14 protein-coding genes are annotated in these 18123 nt (G+C 69.2%); 12 read left to right on the top strand and 2 right to left on the bottom strand.

Annotated features, from left to right (window positions below; genetic code table 11):
- Window positions 1-25: 25 nt before the first annotated feature.
- The 9 genes from ACFYVJ_RS02165 to ACFYVJ_RS02125 all read left to right on the top strand — a co-directional run bounded on the left by ACFYVJ_RS02165 (window position 26) and on the right by ACFYVJ_RS02125 (window position 12817).
- The gene (locus tag ACFYVJ_RS02165) at window positions 26-3934 is read left to right on the top strand and encodes a DNA-directed RNA polymerase subunit beta' (protein ID WP_388885647.1); all 3909 of its coding nucleotides are present in this window, start codon (window positions 26-28) and stop codon (window positions 3932-3934) included.
- A gap of 340 nt (window positions 3935-4274) precedes the next feature.
- Window positions 4275-4751: a DUF1707 and DUF4190 domain-containing protein gene (locus ACFYVJ_RS02160; protein WP_388885644.1), complete on the top strand. Its 477-nt coding sequence runs from the start codon at window positions 4275-4277 to the stop codon at window positions 4749-4751.
- 290 nt (window positions 4752-5041) lie between these two features.
- Complete coding sequence (gene rpsL / locus ACFYVJ_RS02155; RefSeq protein ID WP_003948652.1) at window positions 5042-5413, top strand: 30S ribosomal protein S12; 372 nt, start codon at window positions 5042-5044, stop codon at window positions 5411-5413.
- Window positions 5414-5415: 2 nt separating this feature from the next.
- Window positions 5416-5886 (top strand): 30S ribosomal protein S7, encoded by a 471-nt coding sequence (rpsG, locus tag ACFYVJ_RS02150; protein WP_101422300.1) that lies wholly within the window; start codon window positions 5416-5418, stop codon window positions 5884-5886.
- A gap of 39 nt (window positions 5887-5925) precedes the next feature.
- Window positions 5926-8046, top strand: coding sequence for an elongation factor G (gene fusA, locus ACFYVJ_RS02145; RefSeq protein ID WP_388885641.1), 2121 nt, complete (start codon window positions 5926-5928; stop codon window positions 8044-8046).
- Window positions 8047-8244: 198 nt separating this feature from the next.
- Window positions 8245-9438: an elongation factor Tu gene (gene tuf / locus ACFYVJ_RS02140; protein WP_347581111.1), complete on the top strand. Its 1194-nt coding sequence runs from the start codon at window positions 8245-8247 to the stop codon at window positions 9436-9438.
- A gap of 261 nt (window positions 9439-9699) precedes the next feature.
- On the top strand, window positions 9700-10356 hold the full coding sequence (locus tag ACFYVJ_RS02135; protein WP_388885637.1) for a hypothetical protein: 657 nt from the start codon (window positions 9700-9702) through the stop codon (window positions 10354-10356).
- Window positions 10344-11429, top strand: a complete 1086-nt coding sequence (locus ACFYVJ_RS02130) for a hypothetical protein (protein WP_388885634.1) — start codon at window positions 10344-10346, stop codon at window positions 11427-11429. Before ACFYVJ_RS02135 ends, ACFYVJ_RS02130 begins: the two co-directional genes overlap by 13 nt.
- Window positions 11430-12073: 644 nt before the next feature.
- Window positions 12074-12817 (top strand): endonuclease V, encoded by a 744-nt coding sequence (locus tag ACFYVJ_RS02125; protein WP_388886138.1) that lies wholly within the window; start codon window positions 12074-12076, stop codon window positions 12815-12817.
- Between the two features lie 43 nt (window positions 12818-12860).
- Here ACFYVJ_RS02125 and ACFYVJ_RS02120 read toward each other — a convergent pair whose 3' ends face one another.
- Window positions 12861-13799 carry a GlxA family transcriptional regulator gene (locus ACFYVJ_RS02120; protein ID WP_388885631.1) on the bottom strand — a complete coding sequence of 313 codons (939 nt, stop codon included), beginning with the start codon at window positions 13797-13799 and terminating at the stop codon, window positions 12861-12863.
- Between the two features lie 71 nt (window positions 13800-13870).
- On the opposite strand from ACFYVJ_RS02120, the gene ACFYVJ_RS02115 reads away from it, so the two are divergent.
- Window positions 13871-14770 (top strand): NAD-dependent epimerase/dehydratase family protein, encoded by a 900-nt coding sequence (locus ACFYVJ_RS02115; RefSeq protein ID WP_388885628.1) that lies wholly within the window; start codon window positions 13871-13873, stop codon window positions 14768-14770.
- A gap of 155 nt (window positions 14771-14925) precedes the next feature.
- On the opposite strand, the gene ACFYVJ_RS02110 is transcribed toward ACFYVJ_RS02115, so the two are convergent.
- A complete protein-coding gene (locus ACFYVJ_RS02110) occupies window positions 14926-15561 on the bottom strand; it encodes a GAP family protein (RefSeq protein ID WP_388885625.1) in 636 nt (211 codons plus the stop codon).
- Window positions 15562-15853: 292 nt separating this feature from the next.
- Here ACFYVJ_RS02110 and ACFYVJ_RS02105 point away from each other — a divergent pair, with 292 nt between their 5' ends.
- Together ACFYVJ_RS02105 and ACFYVJ_RS02100 are read left to right on the top strand one after the other, a co-directional pair.
- Complete coding sequence (locus ACFYVJ_RS02105) at window positions 15854-16723, top strand: LLM class flavin-dependent oxidoreductase (protein WP_388885623.1); 870 nt, start codon at window positions 15854-15856, stop codon at window positions 16721-16723.
- A gap of 184 nt (window positions 16724-16907) precedes the next feature.
- Window positions 16908-17708 carry a hypothetical protein gene (locus tag ACFYVJ_RS02100; RefSeq protein WP_388885620.1) on the top strand — a complete coding sequence of 267 codons (801 nt, stop codon included), beginning with the start codon at window positions 16908-16910 and terminating at the stop codon, window positions 17706-17708.
- The last annotated feature ends 415 nt before the right edge of the window (window positions 17709-18123 follow it).

Below are 18123 nucleotides of genomic sequence, written 5' to 3'. Positions count from 1 at the left end.
ACGACCCTGAGAGGGATTGACGAGAGTGCTCGACGTCAACTTCTTCGACGAGCTGCGGATCGGCCTGGCGACCGCGGACGACATCCGGACCTGGTCGCACGGCGAGGTCAAGAAGCCCGAGACCATCAACTACCGCACCCTCAAGCCCGAGAAGGACGGCCTCTTCTGCGAGAAGATCTTCGGCCCCACCCGGGACTGGGAGTGCTACTGCGGCAAGTACAAGCGCGTCCGCTTCAAGGGCATCATCTGTGAGCGCTGCGGCGTCGAGGTGACCCGCGCCAAGGTGCGCCGTGAGCGGATGGGCCACATCGAGCTGGCCGCGCCCGTCACGCACATCTGGTACTTCAAGGGCGTTCCCTCGCGCCTCGGCTACCTGCTCGACCTGGCGCCGAAGGACCTGGAGAAGGTCATCTACTTCGCCGCCTACATGATCACGTGGGTGGACGACGAGCGCCGCCAGCGCGACCTGTCGTCGCTGGAGGCGCAGATCTCCGTCGAGCGCCAGCAGATCGAGCAGCGCCGCGACGGCGACCTGGAGGCCCGCGCCAAGAAGCAGGAAGCCGACCTGGCCGAGCTGGAGGCCGAGGGCGCCAAGGCCGACGTGCGCCGCAAGGTGCGCGAGGGCGGCGAGCGCGAGATGAAGCAGCTCCGCGACCGGGCCCAGCGCGAGCTGGACCGCCTGGACGAGGTGTGGAACCGCTTCAAGAACCTCAAGGTCCAGGACCTGGAGGGCGACGAGCTGCTCTACCGCGAGCTGCGCGACCGCTTCGGCACGTACTTCCAGGGCGGCATGGGCGCCGCGGCGCTGCAGAAGCGCCTGGAGTCCTTCGACCTGGACGAGGAGGCGGAGAAGCTCCGCGAGATCATCCGTACCGGCAAGGGCCAGAAGAAGACCCGCGCCCTGAAGCGGCTGAAGGTCGTCTCCGCGTTCCAGCACACCCGCAACAGCCCCAACGGCATGGTGCTGGACTGCGTCCCGGTGATCCCGCCGGACCTGCGTCCGATGGTGCAGCTCGACGGTGGCCGCTTCGCGACCTCCGACCTGAACGACCTGTACCGCCGCGTCATCAACCGCAACAACCGGCTGAAGCGGCTGCTCGACCTCGGCGCGCCCGAGATCATCGTCAACAACGAGAAGCGCATGCTGCAGGAGGCCGTCGACGCGCTGTTCGACAACGGCCGCCGCGGCCGGCCGGTGACCGGGCCCGGCAACCGCCCGCTCAAGTCGCTGTCCGACATGCTCAAGGGCAAGCAGGGCCGCTTCCGGCAGAACCTGCTCGGCAAGCGCGTCGACTACTCGGCCCGTTCCGTCATCGTCGTCGGCCCGCAGCTCAAGCTGCACCAGTGCGGCCTGCCCAAGGCCATGGCGCTGGAGCTCTTCAAGCCGTTCGTGATGAAGCGCCTGGTGGACCTGAACCACGCGCAGAACATCAAGAGCGCCAAGCGCATGGTCGAGCGCGGCCGCACGGTCGTGTACGACGTGCTGGAAGAGGTCATCGCCGAGCACCCGGTGCTGCTGAACCGCGCGCCGACGCTGCACCGCCTCGGCATCCAGGCGTTCGAGCCGCAGCTCGTCGAGGGCAAGGCCATCCAGATCCACCCGCTCGTCTGCACCGCGTTCAACGCGGACTTCGACGGCGACCAGATGGCCGTGCACCTGCCGCTCTCCGCGGAGGCCCAGGCCGAGGCCCGCATCCTCATGCTGTCCTCGAACAACATCCTCAAGCCGGCCGACGGCCGGCCGGTGACCATGCCCACCCAGGACATGGTGCTCGGGCTGTTCTTCCTCACCACCGACGAGATCGAGGGTGAGAAGAAGGGCGAGGACCGCTCGTTCGCCTCGGTCGCCGAGGCGATCATGGCCTTCGACGCCGGCGAGCTGTCGCTCCAGGCGAACGTCGACATCCGGTTCCCCGTCGGCTCCGTGCCGCCGCGGGGCTGGACGCCGCCGGTGCCCGAGGGCGAGACCGCGGCCGACTCGGACTGGCAGCCGGGCGACCCGTTCCGGCTCCGTACCACCCTGGGCCGCGCGCTCTTCAACGAGCTGCTGCCCGAGGACTACCCGTTCATCCACTACACCGTCGGCAAGAAGCAGCTCTCCGAGATCGTCAACGACCTCGCCGAGCGCTACCCGAAGGTCCTCGTCGCGCAGACCCTGGACAACCTGAAGTCCTCGGGCTTCTACTGGGCCACCCACTCCGGCGTCACCATCGCCATCTCGGACGTGGTCGTGCCGGAGGCGAAGAAGGAGATCATCGCCGGGTACGAGGCCCAGGACGAGAAGGTCCAGAAGCAGTACGAGCGCGGCCTGATCACCAAGGACGAGCGCACCCAGGAACTCATCGCGATCTGGACCAAGGCGACCAACGAGGTCGCCGAGGCCATGAACGAGAACTTCCCGAAGACCAACCCGATCTTCATGATGGTCAACTCGGGTGCGCGCGGAAACATGATGCAGATGCGCCAGATCGCGGGTATGCGCGGCCTGGTGTCCAACGCCAAGAACGAGACCATCCCGCGGCCGATCAAGTCCTCGTTCCGCGAGGGCCTGTCCGTGCTGGAGTACTTCATCTCCACGCACGGCGCCCGCAAGGGTCTCGCCGACACCGCGCTGCGCACCGCAGACTCGGGTTACCTGACCCGTCGTCTGGTGGACGTCTCGCAGGACGTGATCATCCGCGAGGAGGACTGCGGCACCGACCGCGGCCTGAAGCTGGAGATCGCGTCGGTCGGCGCCGACGGCGTGCTGCGCAAGGCCGAGGACGTCGAGACCTCGGTGTACGCGCGCTGCCTCGCCGAGGACATCGTCGTCGACGGCAAGGTGCTCGGCCCGGCCGGCACCGACCTGGGCGACGTGCTCATCGACGAGCTGATCCGCCACGGCGTGGCGACGGTCAAGACCCGCTCGGTGCTCACCTGCGAGTCCGCCGTCGGCACCTGCGCCATGTGCTACGGCCGTTCGCTGGCCACCGGCAAGCTGGTCGACATCGGCGAGGCCGTGGGCATCATCGCCGCCCAGTCCATCGGCGAGCCCGGCACCCAGCTCACGATGCGCACCTTCCACACCGGTGGTGTGGCGGGTGAGGACATCACCCAGGGTCTGCCGCGTGTCGTCGAGCTCTTCGAGGCCCGTACGCCCAAGGGCGTGGCGCCGATCTCGGAGGCCGCGGGCCGGGTGCGGATCGAGGAGACGGAGAAGACCAAGAAGGTCGTCGTCACCCCCGACGACGGTTCCGACGAGGTCGCGTACGGCGTGTCCAAGCGCGCCCGTCTCACCGCCGGCGAGGGCGACCACGTCGAGGTCGGCCAGAAGCTGACCGTCGGTACGGAGAACCCGCACGACGTGCTGCGCATCCTCGGCCAGCGGGCCGTGCAGGTCCACCTGGTCGGCGAGGTGCAGAAGGTCTACAACAGCCAGGGCGTGTCCATCCACGACAAGCACATCGAGATCATCATCCGGCAGATGCTGCGCCGGGTGACGATCATCGAGTCCGGCGACGCGGAGCTGCTGCCGGGCGAGCTGGTCGAGCGCTCGAAGTTCGAGCAGGAGAACCGGCGCGTGGTGGCCGAGGGCGGCCAGCCCGCCTCCGGCCGGCCGCAGCTCATGGGCATCACGAAGGCGTCGCTGGCCACCGAGTCGTGGCTGTCGGCGGCGTCGTTCCAGGAGACGACCCGGGTGCTGACCGACGCGGCGATCAACGCCAAGTCGGACTCCCTGATCGGCCTCAAGGAGAACGTGATCATCGGCAAGCTGATCCCGGCCGGTACGGGCCTGTCCCGCTACCGCAACATCCGGGTGGAGCCCACCGAGGAGGCGAAGGCCGCGATGTACTCGACCGTCGGCTACGACGACATCGACTACTCGCCCTTCGGCACCGGCTCCGGCCAGGCGGTCCCGCTGGAGGACTACGACTACGGCCCGTACAACCAGTAACGGCCGCGGTCACCGCACGCCCCGCAGGGCGGCTCTCCCCCGGGAGAGCCGCCCTGCGGCGTTACAGGGGCCCCTGGGCGGCCGCGCGAGTCACGGGCCGCCCGGCGGCGTCCCGGGGCCGGTGCCCGTACGGTACGGGGCCATGCTGGGGCAGCGTGCGAACCGGACGACGTGGTGGTGTGCCGGGGGCGCGCGGTGGCGGGGTGAACTTCGCGGCGCCGCGCCGGAACTCCCCCGGCGTCCCGTGCGTCGAGCACAATAGAAGGAACGCGGTGGATACCGCGGGTGGGGAGGTTCCTGAGTGTCCATGCAGCCGTGGGACCCAAGCCGGCCCCCGTCCATGCGTGCCGCGCACGCCGACCGGGAGCGCACCGTCGACGTGCTCAAGGCCGGGTTCGCGGAGGGCAGACTCACCCAGCCGGAGTACGAGCAGCGCATGGCGCAGGCGTACGACGCGCAGACCTACGGCGAGCTGCACGCACTCGTCGCCGACTTGCCGCAGGGCCCCGCCGGCATCCCCACGATGCCCGCCGTGGTGCCGCGTACGTTCCATCCGGTGCCCGTCCTGCCGCCCCCGCGGCGCACGAACAGCTCGGCGATCGGCGCGATGGTCTGCGGAGCGCTGGTGCCGACGACGCTCGGCGTGACCTTCATCCCGGCGATCATCCTGGGGCACAAGGCACGTGCCGAGATCCGCAGGACCGGCGAGCAGGGCGACGGGCTGGCGCTCGCGGGCCTGGTCATCGGCTATCTGACGCTCAGCTTCGCGGTCTTCATCGCCCTCGTCGTGGCCGCTGCGGCCGGCAGCGGGGGATAACTGTACCCAGGGCCACAGTCCCTTATGTCTCTTTGTTTTGACCGGAGCGGGTGGCTGTAGGTACCCTCTGACCTTGTGCCTGGGGTGTCCCCGGGTCTTCGCGTGCGCGGGGGCGCTCCCGCGAAGGCGCCGAGGCTGTGACACCGAAGAGCTGCACTTCCCCGTGAGACTGGCGGGGTCGTACGGGGCTTGCGACACACCCGACCGCGTGGGTCGGGGGCCGGCCGGTCTTCACGGACAAAACCCCAGGTTAGAAGTATCGAGATCGGCACACAGAAACCGGAGAAACGGTGCCTACGATCCAGCAGCTGGTCCGCAAGGGCCGGCAGGACAAGGTCGAGAAGAACAAGACGCCCGCGCTCGAGGGTTCGCCCCAGCGCCGTGGCGTGTGCACGCGTGTGTTCACCACCACCCCCAAGAAGCCGAACTCGGCCCTGCGTAAGGTCGCGCGTGTGCGTCTGACCAGCGGGATCGAGGTCACCGCTTACATCCCGGGTGAGGGGCACAACCTGCAGGAGCACTCGATCGTGCTCGTGCGCGGTGGCCGTGTGAAGGACCTGCCGGGCGTTCGCTACAAGATCATCCGCGGTTCCCTCGACACCCAGGGTGTCAAGAACCGCAAGCAGGCCCGCAGCCGCTACGGCGCCAAGAAGGAGAAGTAAGCATGCCTCGTAAGGGCCCCGCCCCGAAGCGACCGGTGCACATCGACCCGGTCTACAACTCTCCTCTGGTGACCTCCCTGATCAACAAGGTGCTGCTGCACGGCAAGCGCTCCACCGCCGAGCGCATCGTGTACGGCGCCATGGAGGGCCTGCGCGACAAGACCGGCAACGACCCGGTCATCACGCTGAAGCGCGCCCTGGAGAACGTCAAGCCGGCCATCGAGGTCAAGTCCCGCCGCGTCGGCGGCGCGACGTACCAGGTCCCGGTCGAGGTCAAGCCCGGCCGGTCCGCCACGCTCGCGCTGCGCTGGCTCGTGGGTTACTCCCGCGCCCGCCGTGAGAAGACGATGACCGAGCGGCTCATGAACGAGCTGCTGGATGCCAGCAACGGCCTCGGCGCCTCCGTCAAGCGCCGCGAGGACACCCACAAGATGGCCGACGCCAACAAGGCCTTCGCGCACTACCGCTGGTAGTCGAGAACCCCGTATTACGAGAGAGAAGACTGAGCCAAAATGGCCACCACTTCACTTGACCTGGCCAAGGTCCGCAACATCGGGATCATGGCGCACATCGACGCGGGCAAGACGACCACCACCGAGCGGATCCTGTACTACACCGGTGTCTCGTACAAGATCGGTGAGGTCCACGACGGCGCAGCCACGATGGACTGGATGGCGCAGGAGCAGGAGCGCGGCATCACGATCACGTCCGCCGCGACGACCTGCCACTGGCCGCTCGACGACGTCGATCACACCATCAACATCATCGACACCCCGGGCCACGTCGACTTCACGGTCGAGGTGGAGCGCTCGCTGCGCGTGCTCGACGGTGCGGTGACGGTGTTCGACGGTGTGGCCGGGGTCGAGCCGCAGTCCGAGACCGTGTGGCGTCAGGCCGACCGGTACGGCGTCCCGCGTATCTGCTTCGTCAACAAGCTGGACCGTACGGGTGCCGAGTTCCACCGCTGCGTCGACATGATCACCGACCGGCTGGGCGCGACCCCGCTGGTGATGCAGCTCCCGATCGGTACCGAGGCCGACTTCAAGGGCGTCGTCGACCTGGTCCGGATGAAGGCGTTCGTCTGGTCGCCCGAGGCCAAGCTCGGCGAGGCGTACGACGTCGTCGACATCCCCGAGACGCACCTCGAGGCGGCCGACGAGTGGCGGGGCAAGCTGCTCGAAGCCGTCGCCGAGAACGACGAGGAGATGATGGAGCTGTACCTGGAGGGCGAGGAGCCCACCGAGGAGCAGCTCCACGCGGCCGTGCGCCGTATCACCATCAACTCCGGCAAGGGTGAGGGCACCACCGTCACCCCGGTGTTCTGCGGCACCGCGTTCAAGAACAAGGGCGTACAGCCCCTGCTCGACGCGATCGTGCGGTACCTGCCGTCGCCGCTGGACGTCGAGGCCATCGAGGGCCACGCCGTGGGCGACCCCGACGAGGTCATCGTCCGCCGGCCCTCGGAGGAGGAGCCGCTCTCCGCGCTCGCCTTCAAGATCGCCAGCGACCCGCACCTGGGCAAGCTGACCTTCATCCGGGTCTACTCGGGCCGGCTGAACTCCGGCTCGCAGGTGCAGAACTCGGTCAAGGGCCGCAAGGAGCGCATCGGCAAGATCTACCGGATGCACGCCAACAAGCGCGAAGAGATCGACTCGGTGGGTGCCGGCGACATCGTCGCCGTCATGGGTCTGAAGCAGACCACCACCGGCGAGACCCTGAGCGACCCGGCGAATCCGGTCATCCTGGAGTCCATGGACTTCCCGGCCCCGGTGATCGAGGTCGCCATCGAGCCGAAGTCCAAGGGCGACCAGGAGAAGCTGGGTGTCGCGATCCAGCGCCTCGCCGAGGAGGACCCGTCGTTCCGGGTCAAGACGGACGAGGAGACCGGCCAGACCATTATCTCGGGCATGGGCGAACTGCACCTGGACGTGCTGGTCGACCGCATGAAGCGCGAGTTCAAGGTCGAGGCGAACGTCGGTAAGCCGCAGGTGGCCTACCGCGAGACGGTGCGCCGGCCGGTCGCGAAGCACGAGTACACGCACAAGAAGCAGACCGGCGGCTCCGGCCAGTTCGCGCGCGTCATCATCGCGCTCGAACCGCTGGAGGGCGACGGCTACGAGTTCGTCAACGAGGTCACCGGCGGCCGTATCCCCAAGGAGTACATCCCCTCGGTGGACGCGGGCAGCCAGGAGGCCATGGAATTCGGCATCCTCGCCGGATACCCGCTGACGGGCGTGCGTGTGCGCCTGCTGGACGGTGCCTACCACGAGGTGGACTCGTCCGAGATGGCCTTCAAGATCGCCGGCTCGATGGCCTTCAAGGAGGCCGCCCGCAAGGCCGCTCCGGTCCTGCTGGAGCCGATGATGAAGGTCGAGGTCACGACGCCCGAGGACTACATGGGCGACGTGATCGGCGACATCAACTCGCGCCGTGGACAGATTCAGTCCATGGAGGACCGGAGTGGTGCCAAGCTGGTCACCGGTCTGGTCCCGCTGTCGGAGATGTTCGGCTACGTCGGCGACTTGCGCAGCAAGACGTCCGGCCGGGCGAGCTACTCCATGCAGTTCGACTCCTACGCCGAGGTTCCCAAGAACGTCGCCGAGGAGATCATCGCGAAGGCCAAGGGCGAGTGAAGCCGTAGGCTGTAGCAAACGGCATACGGGTCATTCCGCCGCAGATCCCCCGGGAGCTGCGGCGGGTGCCCCGGCTGCCGATCACAGGCGGACAGGTCAAGGGCATCCCCCTAGGGGTCCTGACCGGTCCGGAACGACCACCTGAACCCCTCCGTAGAAGGCGGGGGGCGTACAGCACCAGTCCACAGGAGGACCCCAGTGGCGAAGGCGAAGTTCGAGCGGACTAAGCCGCACGTCAACATCGGCACCATCGGTCACATCGACCACGGCAAGACCACTCTTACCGCGGCGATCACCAAGGTGCTGCACGACGCTTATCCGGACATCAACGAGGCTTCGGCCTTCGACCAGATCGACAAGGCTCCGGAAGAGAAGCAGCGCGGTATCACGATCTCCATCGCGCACGTCGAATACCAGACCGAGTCGCGGCACTATGCGCACGTCGACTGCCCCGGTCACGCGGACTACATCAAGAACATGATCACCGGTGCCGCCCAGATGGACGGCGCGATCCTCGTGGTCGCCGCCACCGACGGCCCGATGCCGCAGACCAAGGAGCACGTGCTGCTCGCCCGCCAGGTCGGCGTGCCGTACATCGTCGTCGCGCTGAACAAGGCCGACATGGTGGACGACGAGGAGATCATGGAGCTCGTCGAGCTCGAGGTCCGTGAGCTTCTCTCCGAGTACGAGTTCCCGGGCGACGACGTCCCGGTCGTCAAGGTCTCCGCGCTGAAGGCGCTGGAGGGTGACGCCGAGTGGGGCAAGACCGTCCTCGACCTGATGAAGGCCGTCGACGAGTCCATCCCGGAGCCGGTCCGCGAGATCGACAAGCCGTTCCTGATGCCGATCGAGGACGTTTTCACGATCACCGGTCGTGGAACCGTCGTCACCGGCCGCATCGAGCGCGGCATCCTCAAGGTGAACGAGGAAGTCGCGATCATCGGCATCAAGGAAGAGACGACCAAGACCACGGTCACGGGCATCGAGATGTTCCGCAAGCTGCTGGACGAGGGCCAGGCCGGTGAGAACGTCGGCCTCCTCCTCCGCGGCATCAAGCGCGAGGACGTCGAGCGCGGCCAGGTCATCATCAAGCCGGGCACCGTCACCCCGCACACCGAGTTCGAGGCGACGGCGTACATCCTGTCGAAGGACGAGGGCGGTCGGCACACCCCGTTCTTCAACAACTACCGCCCGCAGTTCTACTTCCGCACCACCGACGTGACCGGCGTCGTGCACCTCCCCGAGGGCACGGAGATGGTCATGCCGGGCGACAACACCGACATGAAGGTGGAGCTGATCCAGCCCATCGCCATGGAGGAGGGCCTGAAGTTCGCCATCCGCGAGGGTGGCCGGACGGTGGGCGCCGGCCAGGTCACGAAGATCCTCAAGTGACCTGACGGTACTGCGTTCCAGGGGCCCCGGCCCGCCTTGCGGCGGACCGGGGCCTTTGGCGTGGGCGGGGGGAGTATGCCTGTTCAGGCAAGGGTGCCTTTGGGGGAGAGGCAATGGAATTCCAATTGCCTGATGGGGGCGGTGTGAAATGCGTCAACGAGCGGAGTTATCCACAGCCACGAAAGCGGGGGTGGTGAACGCTGCGGGGACTCCTATAGCGTCGGCTTCCTAACGTATCGTCACCGTAACCGGGAGTTGATCGTGTCCCCCCGCGCCCTTTCCGCCGCCGCACTGGCGGCCGCCGCCGCCCTGAGCCTGCTGCTGACCGCCTGCGGCAGCGACGAGGAGGACGGCGACGCCAAGCCGGACGACAAGATCCAGGGCGCGGACAAGCCGGAGACGACCCCGTCACCGAGCGCGGAGGAGGAGGCGACGGGCAGACCGGAGATCAAGCTCCCGAAGGACGTCCAGGTCGTTGCCGACTGGTCGGAGACCGGCACTGCAGCCGAGGACGCGATACTGCGAGACACGGAGCAGCGCATCGCGGCGATCGAGATGGCTCTCGCCGAACAGGATCCGACGCACGAGGCGTTCCGCTTCTACTCGGAGGGGGAGGCTGCCGCTGCCACAGAGGAGTACGTGAAGGCGTATGTGGATGAGGAGGCGCGCCTCACCGGAACGATCCGGTTGTACCAGCCGACCGTGACGATGAGGGACGATGGCACTGCCACACTGGTCTATTGCGAAGACCAGAGCAAAGCGTTCGACAAGTATCTGAAGACCGGCGAAGTCAACAAGACCCCGGTCACGAAGAACAGCTACTTCAGTCACGGTGCCACGCTTCGGAAGGACGAGCAGGGCACGTGGGTCACGATGACGGACGTATCCACACAGGGGGCTTCATCATGTCAGCCCTGAAATTCGCGCGCAGGACGTTAGCCGTGGCGTTACTTGTCACCGCTGTCACGAGCAGTAGTTTCGTGGCGCACGCGGAAGGGGAGATCGGCAATGGCACCGGCAACGTGGAAGAGCCACCGAGCGGCCCGGGCGGCGGTGCCGAGGGGCAGAACCTGAACGCTGAGGCCGGTGGGGTGGTGTTCGATGAGTCCGAGAACGGGGGCGGGGGTGGGGGCGGTTCCGGGGGAGCCGGGGCGTTGGCGCCTGTGGGGGACTGGTCGCCGCCGCCCTGCTGGTACGCGCCGCTCTATACGCCCAAGCAACTGAAGCAAGAGATGGAGCACATCTGGTCCCTGGAGTCCACCGGCTACCAGTGGGACGCTGAGCAGCGCGCGAAGTACTCCCAGGGCGGCGACAAGCCCGGCACGTACGAGGACTTCAACATGGCGAAGTCCGACGACGGCTACTGGTGGGACGGCTACGTGCCGGACGGCGGCGCGGGTGTCCCCGGCGCCCTGGACTGCGACGACGGGCCGTTCTGGCTGGACAAGGGCGATCCGCCGCCGGCGGAGTACCAGGACGCCGTGACGCCGCAGATCCTCTCCGAGATCGCGTACAACCGTATCCGGGTGCCGGATACGGAGATCAGCCTCAAGCCCGACGCCGAGAACGCGCAGAAGGTGAACCTCCCCACCTGGGCCTGGCTTGACGCCGCCACCTTCGAGCCCGTCGCGGTCACCGCCCGGGTGCCGGTGCTCGATATATGGGCCAGAACCACCGCCACCCCGGTGTCGCTCACCCTCGAACCCGGCACCGGCGACGCCGAGTTGCACCCCTCCTCGGGCACCTGCCCCATCGATGACGACGGCTCCATCGGCACCCCGTACACCGCCGGGTCGGCGGAGGAGACCCCGCCGTGCGGGCTGACGTACCTGCGTGCCACGCCGGACGGCGAGACCTACCCGCTCCGGGCGACGATCACGTGGTCCATCGAATGGACGGGCTCGGGCGACACGGGTGGCGACCTCCCCGACGGCTCCTTCGGTACGACCACCGAGGTGGAAGTCGACGAGATCCAGTCCGTCGTCCGCTGACGTTCGCGCCTGCTCGTTCGGGCACGTAGCCGAATTCGCAGTGCCGAATGGAATTCCACACGCGGCTATTGTCAACGGCCGTGATTGTGGGGTGGTGCGTGCCGTCGGGGCTCCTATAACGTCGAGTCTCCTTGCGCATCGTCGCTCTACCCGGGAGTTGGTGGAACCGTGCCAGCCGTGAGGTTTTTGCGAGAGGTTCTGGCCGCGTTGTTCGTGGTGGGTATCTTGGCCGCATTGCCATTCCCCGCGTCCGCGGCCGAGTCCTCTGCCACCCGGGTCACTCGCGTCGCCCGCGTTCCCGGCGCCGACGTCGGCGCCGGGGCCGAGCGGCAGGCGCTGCGGGACGAGGCGGGGGCGCTGGCTTCTCTTCCTGCGGCCACCTGGCCGGCCCGGGCGGCGGGGAGGGCGACCGGGCGGTGCGGAGGGCGGCGGGGGCGGGCCCGGGAGGCGGCGCGTTGTGCGGCGCCGGGCCGGACGGGGCGGCAGAGGTGCCGCGGGGGCGGTGCGGGGGTGGCCTCCGGTCAGGGAAGGGCGGGTAGCGTGGCCCGTTCGGGGTGGTCGTCCACGTCACTGAGGACCAGGCCCGGCAGGTGTGACTCCGGCCGGTGACCGTGCGACCGCCGGAGAACCGCAAAGGGGTGTGCGTGGAACTGGCCGGCGGGCTTCGCCATCCGCGGACCGTCGAGGAGGCGGTGGCGGAGCAGGAGCGGTTGCGGGGGCTCGTACGGGTCGAGTCGGCGCAGGACGTAGCGCAGTGGCGTACGGCGGCCGGGGTCGACGTGGCGTACGACGACGAGTCGGGGGTGTGCGCGGCGGCGGTCGTCGTGCTGGAGGTGGCGAGTCTGGACATCCTGGATTCCGTGACCGCCGTTTCGCGGATCGAGTTCCCGTATGTCTCCGGCCTGCTGGCCTTTCGGGAGATTCCCGCTGTCGCCGCGGCGCTGCGCAAACTCGGTGATCCGCCCGATGTGTTCGTGTGCGACGGCTACGGCATTGCTCATCCCCGTCGCGTAGGTCTGGCGAGTCACCTGGGGGTGCTGACGGGGATTCCGTCGTTCGGGGTGGCGAAGAATCCGCTGTATTTCCGGTGCGAGGTGCCGGGAGCCGAGCGGGGTGCGTCGACGCCGCTTCTGGACGGTACGGAGGCGGTGGGGCGCGCGCTTCGTACGCAGGCCGGGGTGAAGCCCGTGTACGTGTCCGCCGGCCACCTGGTCGACGTGGACGACGCCTGTGCGCTCACGCTCCGGCTGGCGCGGCGGTATCGGCTCCCCGAGACGACGCGTGTCGCGGACAGGCTCTGCCGCCAAGCGCTGCTGGACGCGGCCCCCGGCGAGCGGCAGACCCTCCCCGGCGAGCGGCAGACCCTCCCCGGCGCGGCCGGCTCCTGACCGCGGCCCCCCACCCGCCCCAGCCCCCGCACGGCGGGCGGCCTCAGCGGATGCCCGTGCGGGCCCGGTTGAAGCTCGCGCGGTACGCCGTGGGTGTGACCCCGACCTGCGCCGCCATGTGCTTGCGCAGCGAGTCCGAGCTGCCCAGTCCGCTCTTCTCCGCCACCAGATCCATCGGCAGCCCGGTCGTCTCCAGCAGCTCCCGCGCCCGGTGGATGCGTCGCTGGAGCAGCCACTGCAGCGGGCTCAGCCCCGTCTCCGCGCGGAAGCGGCGGGTCAGCGTGCGCACGCTGGTGCCCGCGTGGCGGGCCAGATCCGCGAGCGTGAGCGGGAGATCGAGGCGTTCGAGCGCCCACGCGCGCGTGGGGGCGAGCGAAGTGCCGCGTTCCGGCGGCAGCGGGGTCTCGATGAACTGGGACTGGCCGCCGGGCCGTACGGGAGGGACGACCGCGAGCCGCGCGACCGTGTTCGCGACCGACGCGCCGTAGTCGACCCTGACCAGGTGCAGGCAGAGATCGATCGCGGCGGCCGCGCCCGCCGAGGTGTAGATGCCGCCGTCCTCGACGAACAGGCGGTCGGGCTGTACGTCGACGGCCGGAAAGCGGGCGGCGAGATCGTCGGCGAGCCCCCAATGGGTGGTCGCGCGGCGCCCGTCGAGCAGACCGGCCTGGGCGAGTACGAACGCCCCCGTGCACAGCGACGCGATACGTACGCCGCCGGCCGCCGCGGTCCGCAGCGCGTCCAGGACCTCCGCGGGCGCCTCCGCGCCACCGCTGCCGACGGCGATCACCGTGTCGGCGCCCGCCGGCCCCTCCAGGCCGTACGGCACGACGATGTCGGGCCCGCCGACGGTCGGCATCGGCCCGGGGCGTACCGCGCAGACGCGCACCTCGTACTGCGGAACGCTGTTGAAGATCATCAGCGGGATCGAGACATCGAAGCTCAGCACGGGCTGCACGGCGACGACGGCGATGCGGTGCATGGCCTGATCCTCCGGACACTTGGCATTCCAGCCAGTATCGTACGAGCCCGCGGGGCGGCACCGTCGTCCGTATGAAAACTCATGTGATCGTGGGGCGCGGAGCCACCGCCACGAAGACCGCGCTGCTGCTGGCCGGGGACGGCGAGCGGGTACGGATGATCAGCCGGACCGGCGGCGGTCCCGAGCACCCGCTCGTCGAGCGGATCGCCGCGGACGCGACCGACACCGACCGGCTCACCGGTCTGACGGAGGGCGCGGACACGCTGTTCACCACCGCCGCCCCGCCGTACCACCTCTGGCCGGAGCAGTTCCCGGCCCTGTCGGCGTCGCTGCTGGGCGCGGTGCGGCGGACGGGGGCGGCGTACGTCATGCTCGGCAACCTCTACGCGTACGGCCCGGTCGCCGGAACGCTCACGCCGGACCTCCCGCTGGCCGCGACCGGCCCCAAGGGCCGAGCCAGGGCCCGGGTCTGGGAGGAGGCCGCGGAGGCGGCTGCCTCGGGGGTGCGGGTGACGGAGGTGCGCGCGGGGCAGTTCTACGGCGCCGGGGCGTACTCGGTGTTCAGCCTCATGGTGCAGGGACAGGTCCTGGGCGGCAGGCCGGTACTCGTACCGCAACCGCTCGACGTGCCGCACAGCTACTCGGCGATCGGCGACACGGCCCGCACGCTGGTCGCGGCAAGCCGCGAGGAGCGCGCGTACGGGCGCGCCTGGCACGCCCCGACCGCGACCCTGTCCCTACGCGAACTCGCCACGCGCCTCGCCACCCTCGCCGGCGCCCCGGAACCCCGGCTGGCGGAGATGACCGAACGGGAGATCTCCTTGCTCGCGCTTTCGGAGCCCTTCTGGGCGGAAATGCACGAGGTCCTCCTGAAGCCCGGCCACCCCTTCGTCGTCGACTACTCCGAGACCGAAAAGGTCCTCGGCGCGACCGCCACGGCGGTGGACGAGGTCCTGCGGGAGGTGGTGTAACGGAACGTGGGGATCGCGGCCTGTGCGGGAAGGCTGATGTATTCGCCAGTGCGTTTCCGTACCTCATCCCGGAGGACGATGTGCCGCAGAGGGCACAGGCGTCCATCGTGGCGATACCGACTCCGGTGCGGGGTCAGAGACCGTCTGCCGCCTGGCTAGCCTGTGATGAGGCCCTTGATCGCGATCGCGGCGAAGAACACCAGGACGATCTCGCTGATGACCCAGGAGTGGGAGTTCATCCAGTCGCGGATCTTCGGCAGGACGACCTGGGCCCGTCTCCCGAGGAACACGACGCACAGCGCGGGCACCGCCAGGAACAGCAGGGTCAGTGCCACGAAGGGAAGGCACTGCCACCAGGGGTCGCCGCTGCGTTCGACATGGAAACCGGCGGCGACTGAGCTTGCGATGTCCGTCGGGAAGACGCCCATGAGGGCGACGCCCATCAGAAGGGCGAACTTCGGTTCTGCCGCCTGCAGCTTGCCCATCCACTTCGGCGGCTGGGACTTTTCGCGGGTGAGGTATACGCGCACGATCAGGAACAGCATCAGTACGAGCACGATCCCGTCGATGCTGCGGTCGAAGGTCGCCTTGTGCCCGCTGGCCGAGTTGTTGACGCTTTTGGCGACGAAGTAGGCGACCGTGACCGTCGTGGTGACGGAGATCGCGGCGCCGAGGACATAAGCAAGGGAATTCGCAGCCCAGCGCCCGCTCGTCGCCAGGAAGAACGACGTGACGATCTGCGGTCCCGCGATCATCACGAAAGCCAGTGGAAGAGTTTCGCTGAAGCTCACGGCAATCGCCATCTCCTCGGGAGCACGAAAATCTCGCCGAGAACGTACCACCGGCTACGGCTCCGGCCCGGCTGACTCGATTCCGACCTGCATTGATGTCATTTTCTGATGGGCGTCGCGCACCTTTCGCGGGCTCCGACCTGCCGCCCGTCCGGCCTGCGGGACGGGCGGCAGGCCACGCGGCACGTCTACGAGCGGGACGACTGCACGTACGCTCGTCGCCGGTCCGTCGTGCGGCCGACTCGTAGGCCAGGTCATTGCCACCGCGCCGTACGCTGCGCATCCTGCGGGGATGCGCTTCTCCGTCAACATCCCGAACTTCGGTGATTTCGCCGCCCCCCGCAACGTCGCCACCGTCGCGGCAGCCGCCGAACAGGCCGGCTGGGACGGGCTCTTCGTCTGGGACCACGTCCTGCACCGACGCCACCTGGGCCGTCCTTTCGGCGACCCCTGGATGCTGCTGACCGCGGCGGCGCTGGCGACCTCCCGGCTCCGGCTTGGTCCCCTGCTCACCCCCGTCCCCCGCTACCTCCCGCAGCAACTCGCGCGCCAGGTCGCCACCCTCGACCAGCTCAGCGGCGGGCGCGTGATCTTCGGCGCCGGCCTGGGCGGTCCCATCGAGGACGAGTACCGCAGCTTCGGCGACACCGCCGAGCCGCGGGTGCTCGGCGAGCGCCTGGACGAGGGCCTGGACCTGCTCCAGCGCTTCTGGTCCGGTGAGTCCGTGACCCACCACGGCCGGCACTACGAGGCCGGGGACGTGACCCTCCTGCCCGCAACCGTCCAGCAGCCCCGTCCGCCGGTGTGGATCGGCGGCTTCTGGCCCCGCCGCCCTCCCATGCGCCGGGCAGCGCGGTGGGACGGCGCGGTGCCGTTGTTCGAGTCGGCCCGCCACGGATACGTACCGGATCCCGCCGAGGTGCGGGATCTCTTCGCGTACGTGCGCGAACACCGCGCGGCGGCCGGGGCCGAAGGGCCCTTCGAGTACGTACTCGGTGGTGCCACGCCGCCGGACGGGGCCAAGGCCAAGGACATCGTCGGCCCCCTGAGGGACGAGGGCGCCACGTGGTGGGACGAGCGCCAGGTTCAGACCGGCCCCGGTCTGGACAGTCTGTCCGCGGTGCTGCGTCGGGTGGAGGCGGGTCCGCCGGCGGTCGAGTAGCGGGTTCCGGGTGTGCCGAGGGGCGGGGGACCGCCGGGAGCGCGGGGGAGGAGCGCCGCTGCATGCGTGTTCGCGTGCGGCCGCTTGCTTTTGTGTTCGGCTCCCGGCTTCCGGCACGCCGTGGCTGCGTACCGCTCGTCGGTGGATACTGCACGTAGGTGTCCATTCGAGGGGGGGAACAGAGATGGCGCGGGCAGAGATCCCCGGGAATTCCGACCGTGAGCGGCACCGGCTGGTGCCCCGGCAGGTGTCCGGCCGGGCACCGCGAGAGTTAGCCGGCCGCGACGGTGTCTCCCTCCCCGCCCGGCGTGGCGGCGAGGAAGCCGCCGCCCGGATCCACCCGCCCGGCGAGCTGCCTTTCGAAGACGGCCCCACCCGCGAAGAGTGCTGGGACATGCTCGGCTCCGATGTACGGGCCCGGCTCCAGGCCAAGGCCGGCACCATCCTGGAGTGGTGGGCCCGCCTCGACCACACCGGGCGGCCCCGCGCCGTCGTCCTCGGGCCCAACGGGCTCTGCAAGGCCAAGCCCCTCATCCGGCACGGCAGGCACGCCCACCTCGTCGAGCGGCTCCAGCTCGAACCCCGCGCGCTGCGCCGCCAGACCTTCGACACCCGTACGCCCCCGGCGCCGCCCCCCGGCGCAGGCGGCGCCCGCGGTGCCGGCTCCCTCCCCACCGCCGACCTCGGGCTCGACGCCGAGACCACCGCCGTCCTCGGGAACTTTCCCCCCGCCGTACAGGACTTCCTCCAGCGCCCCTTCCTGCACGGCGACTCCCACGGCGTCGTCTCCGACTGGGACTACGAGGAGGAGACCGAGTTCACCCACCGGCACCTCACGGTGCTCCTCGCCCTGTCCGCCGACCGCAACGTGACCTTCGCCTCCGGCATCCGCATCCTGCCCCGCGGGCGCTCCCCGCAGGACGCATACTGGGAAGTCGAGTGCTACCACGCGCCGGTACGCGGCCGGGGCCCGGTCAGTACGTAGGAGCGCCCCAGGCGCAGGCACGCGCCCGGTCCCGGGGCGGCCGCCGGGGCCGTGTGGTATTTGGGCCGATTGGCGCGAGCCGAGCGCCGTATGGCACACTATCCGGGTTGCTCGGCTGAGCGTCGATGCTGCGCGCCTCCCGCCGGGAGGACCGGAAGCGAGTCCCACGTATTCGTCGCCCCTCATCAGGGGCGGAAGTACGGGAATCTTCCGGGAAGCGTCAGCGGGGTGCAGGCCAGGGCACTCGGTGGGATCTTCCCCCTCTTCCTGCAAGGAAAACCCCTGCGGACCGCGGACCCCCGCGGACGTCCGTGGGAGGAATGCTTTCGCGGGAGAAATGCGGGGAGGGTTGCGACACGCCCGACCGCGTGGGTCGGGGAACGGGTACGCAGCGAGACCGCCGGGCGCCGGAGCG

Origin of the sequence: Streptomyces sp. NPDC004134 (assembly GCF_042874195.1) — a bacterium.
Lineage (GTDB): Bacteria > Actinomycetota > Actinomycetes > Streptomycetales > Streptomycetaceae > Streptomyces.
This window is presented reverse-complemented; position numbering and strand designations above follow the sequence as displayed.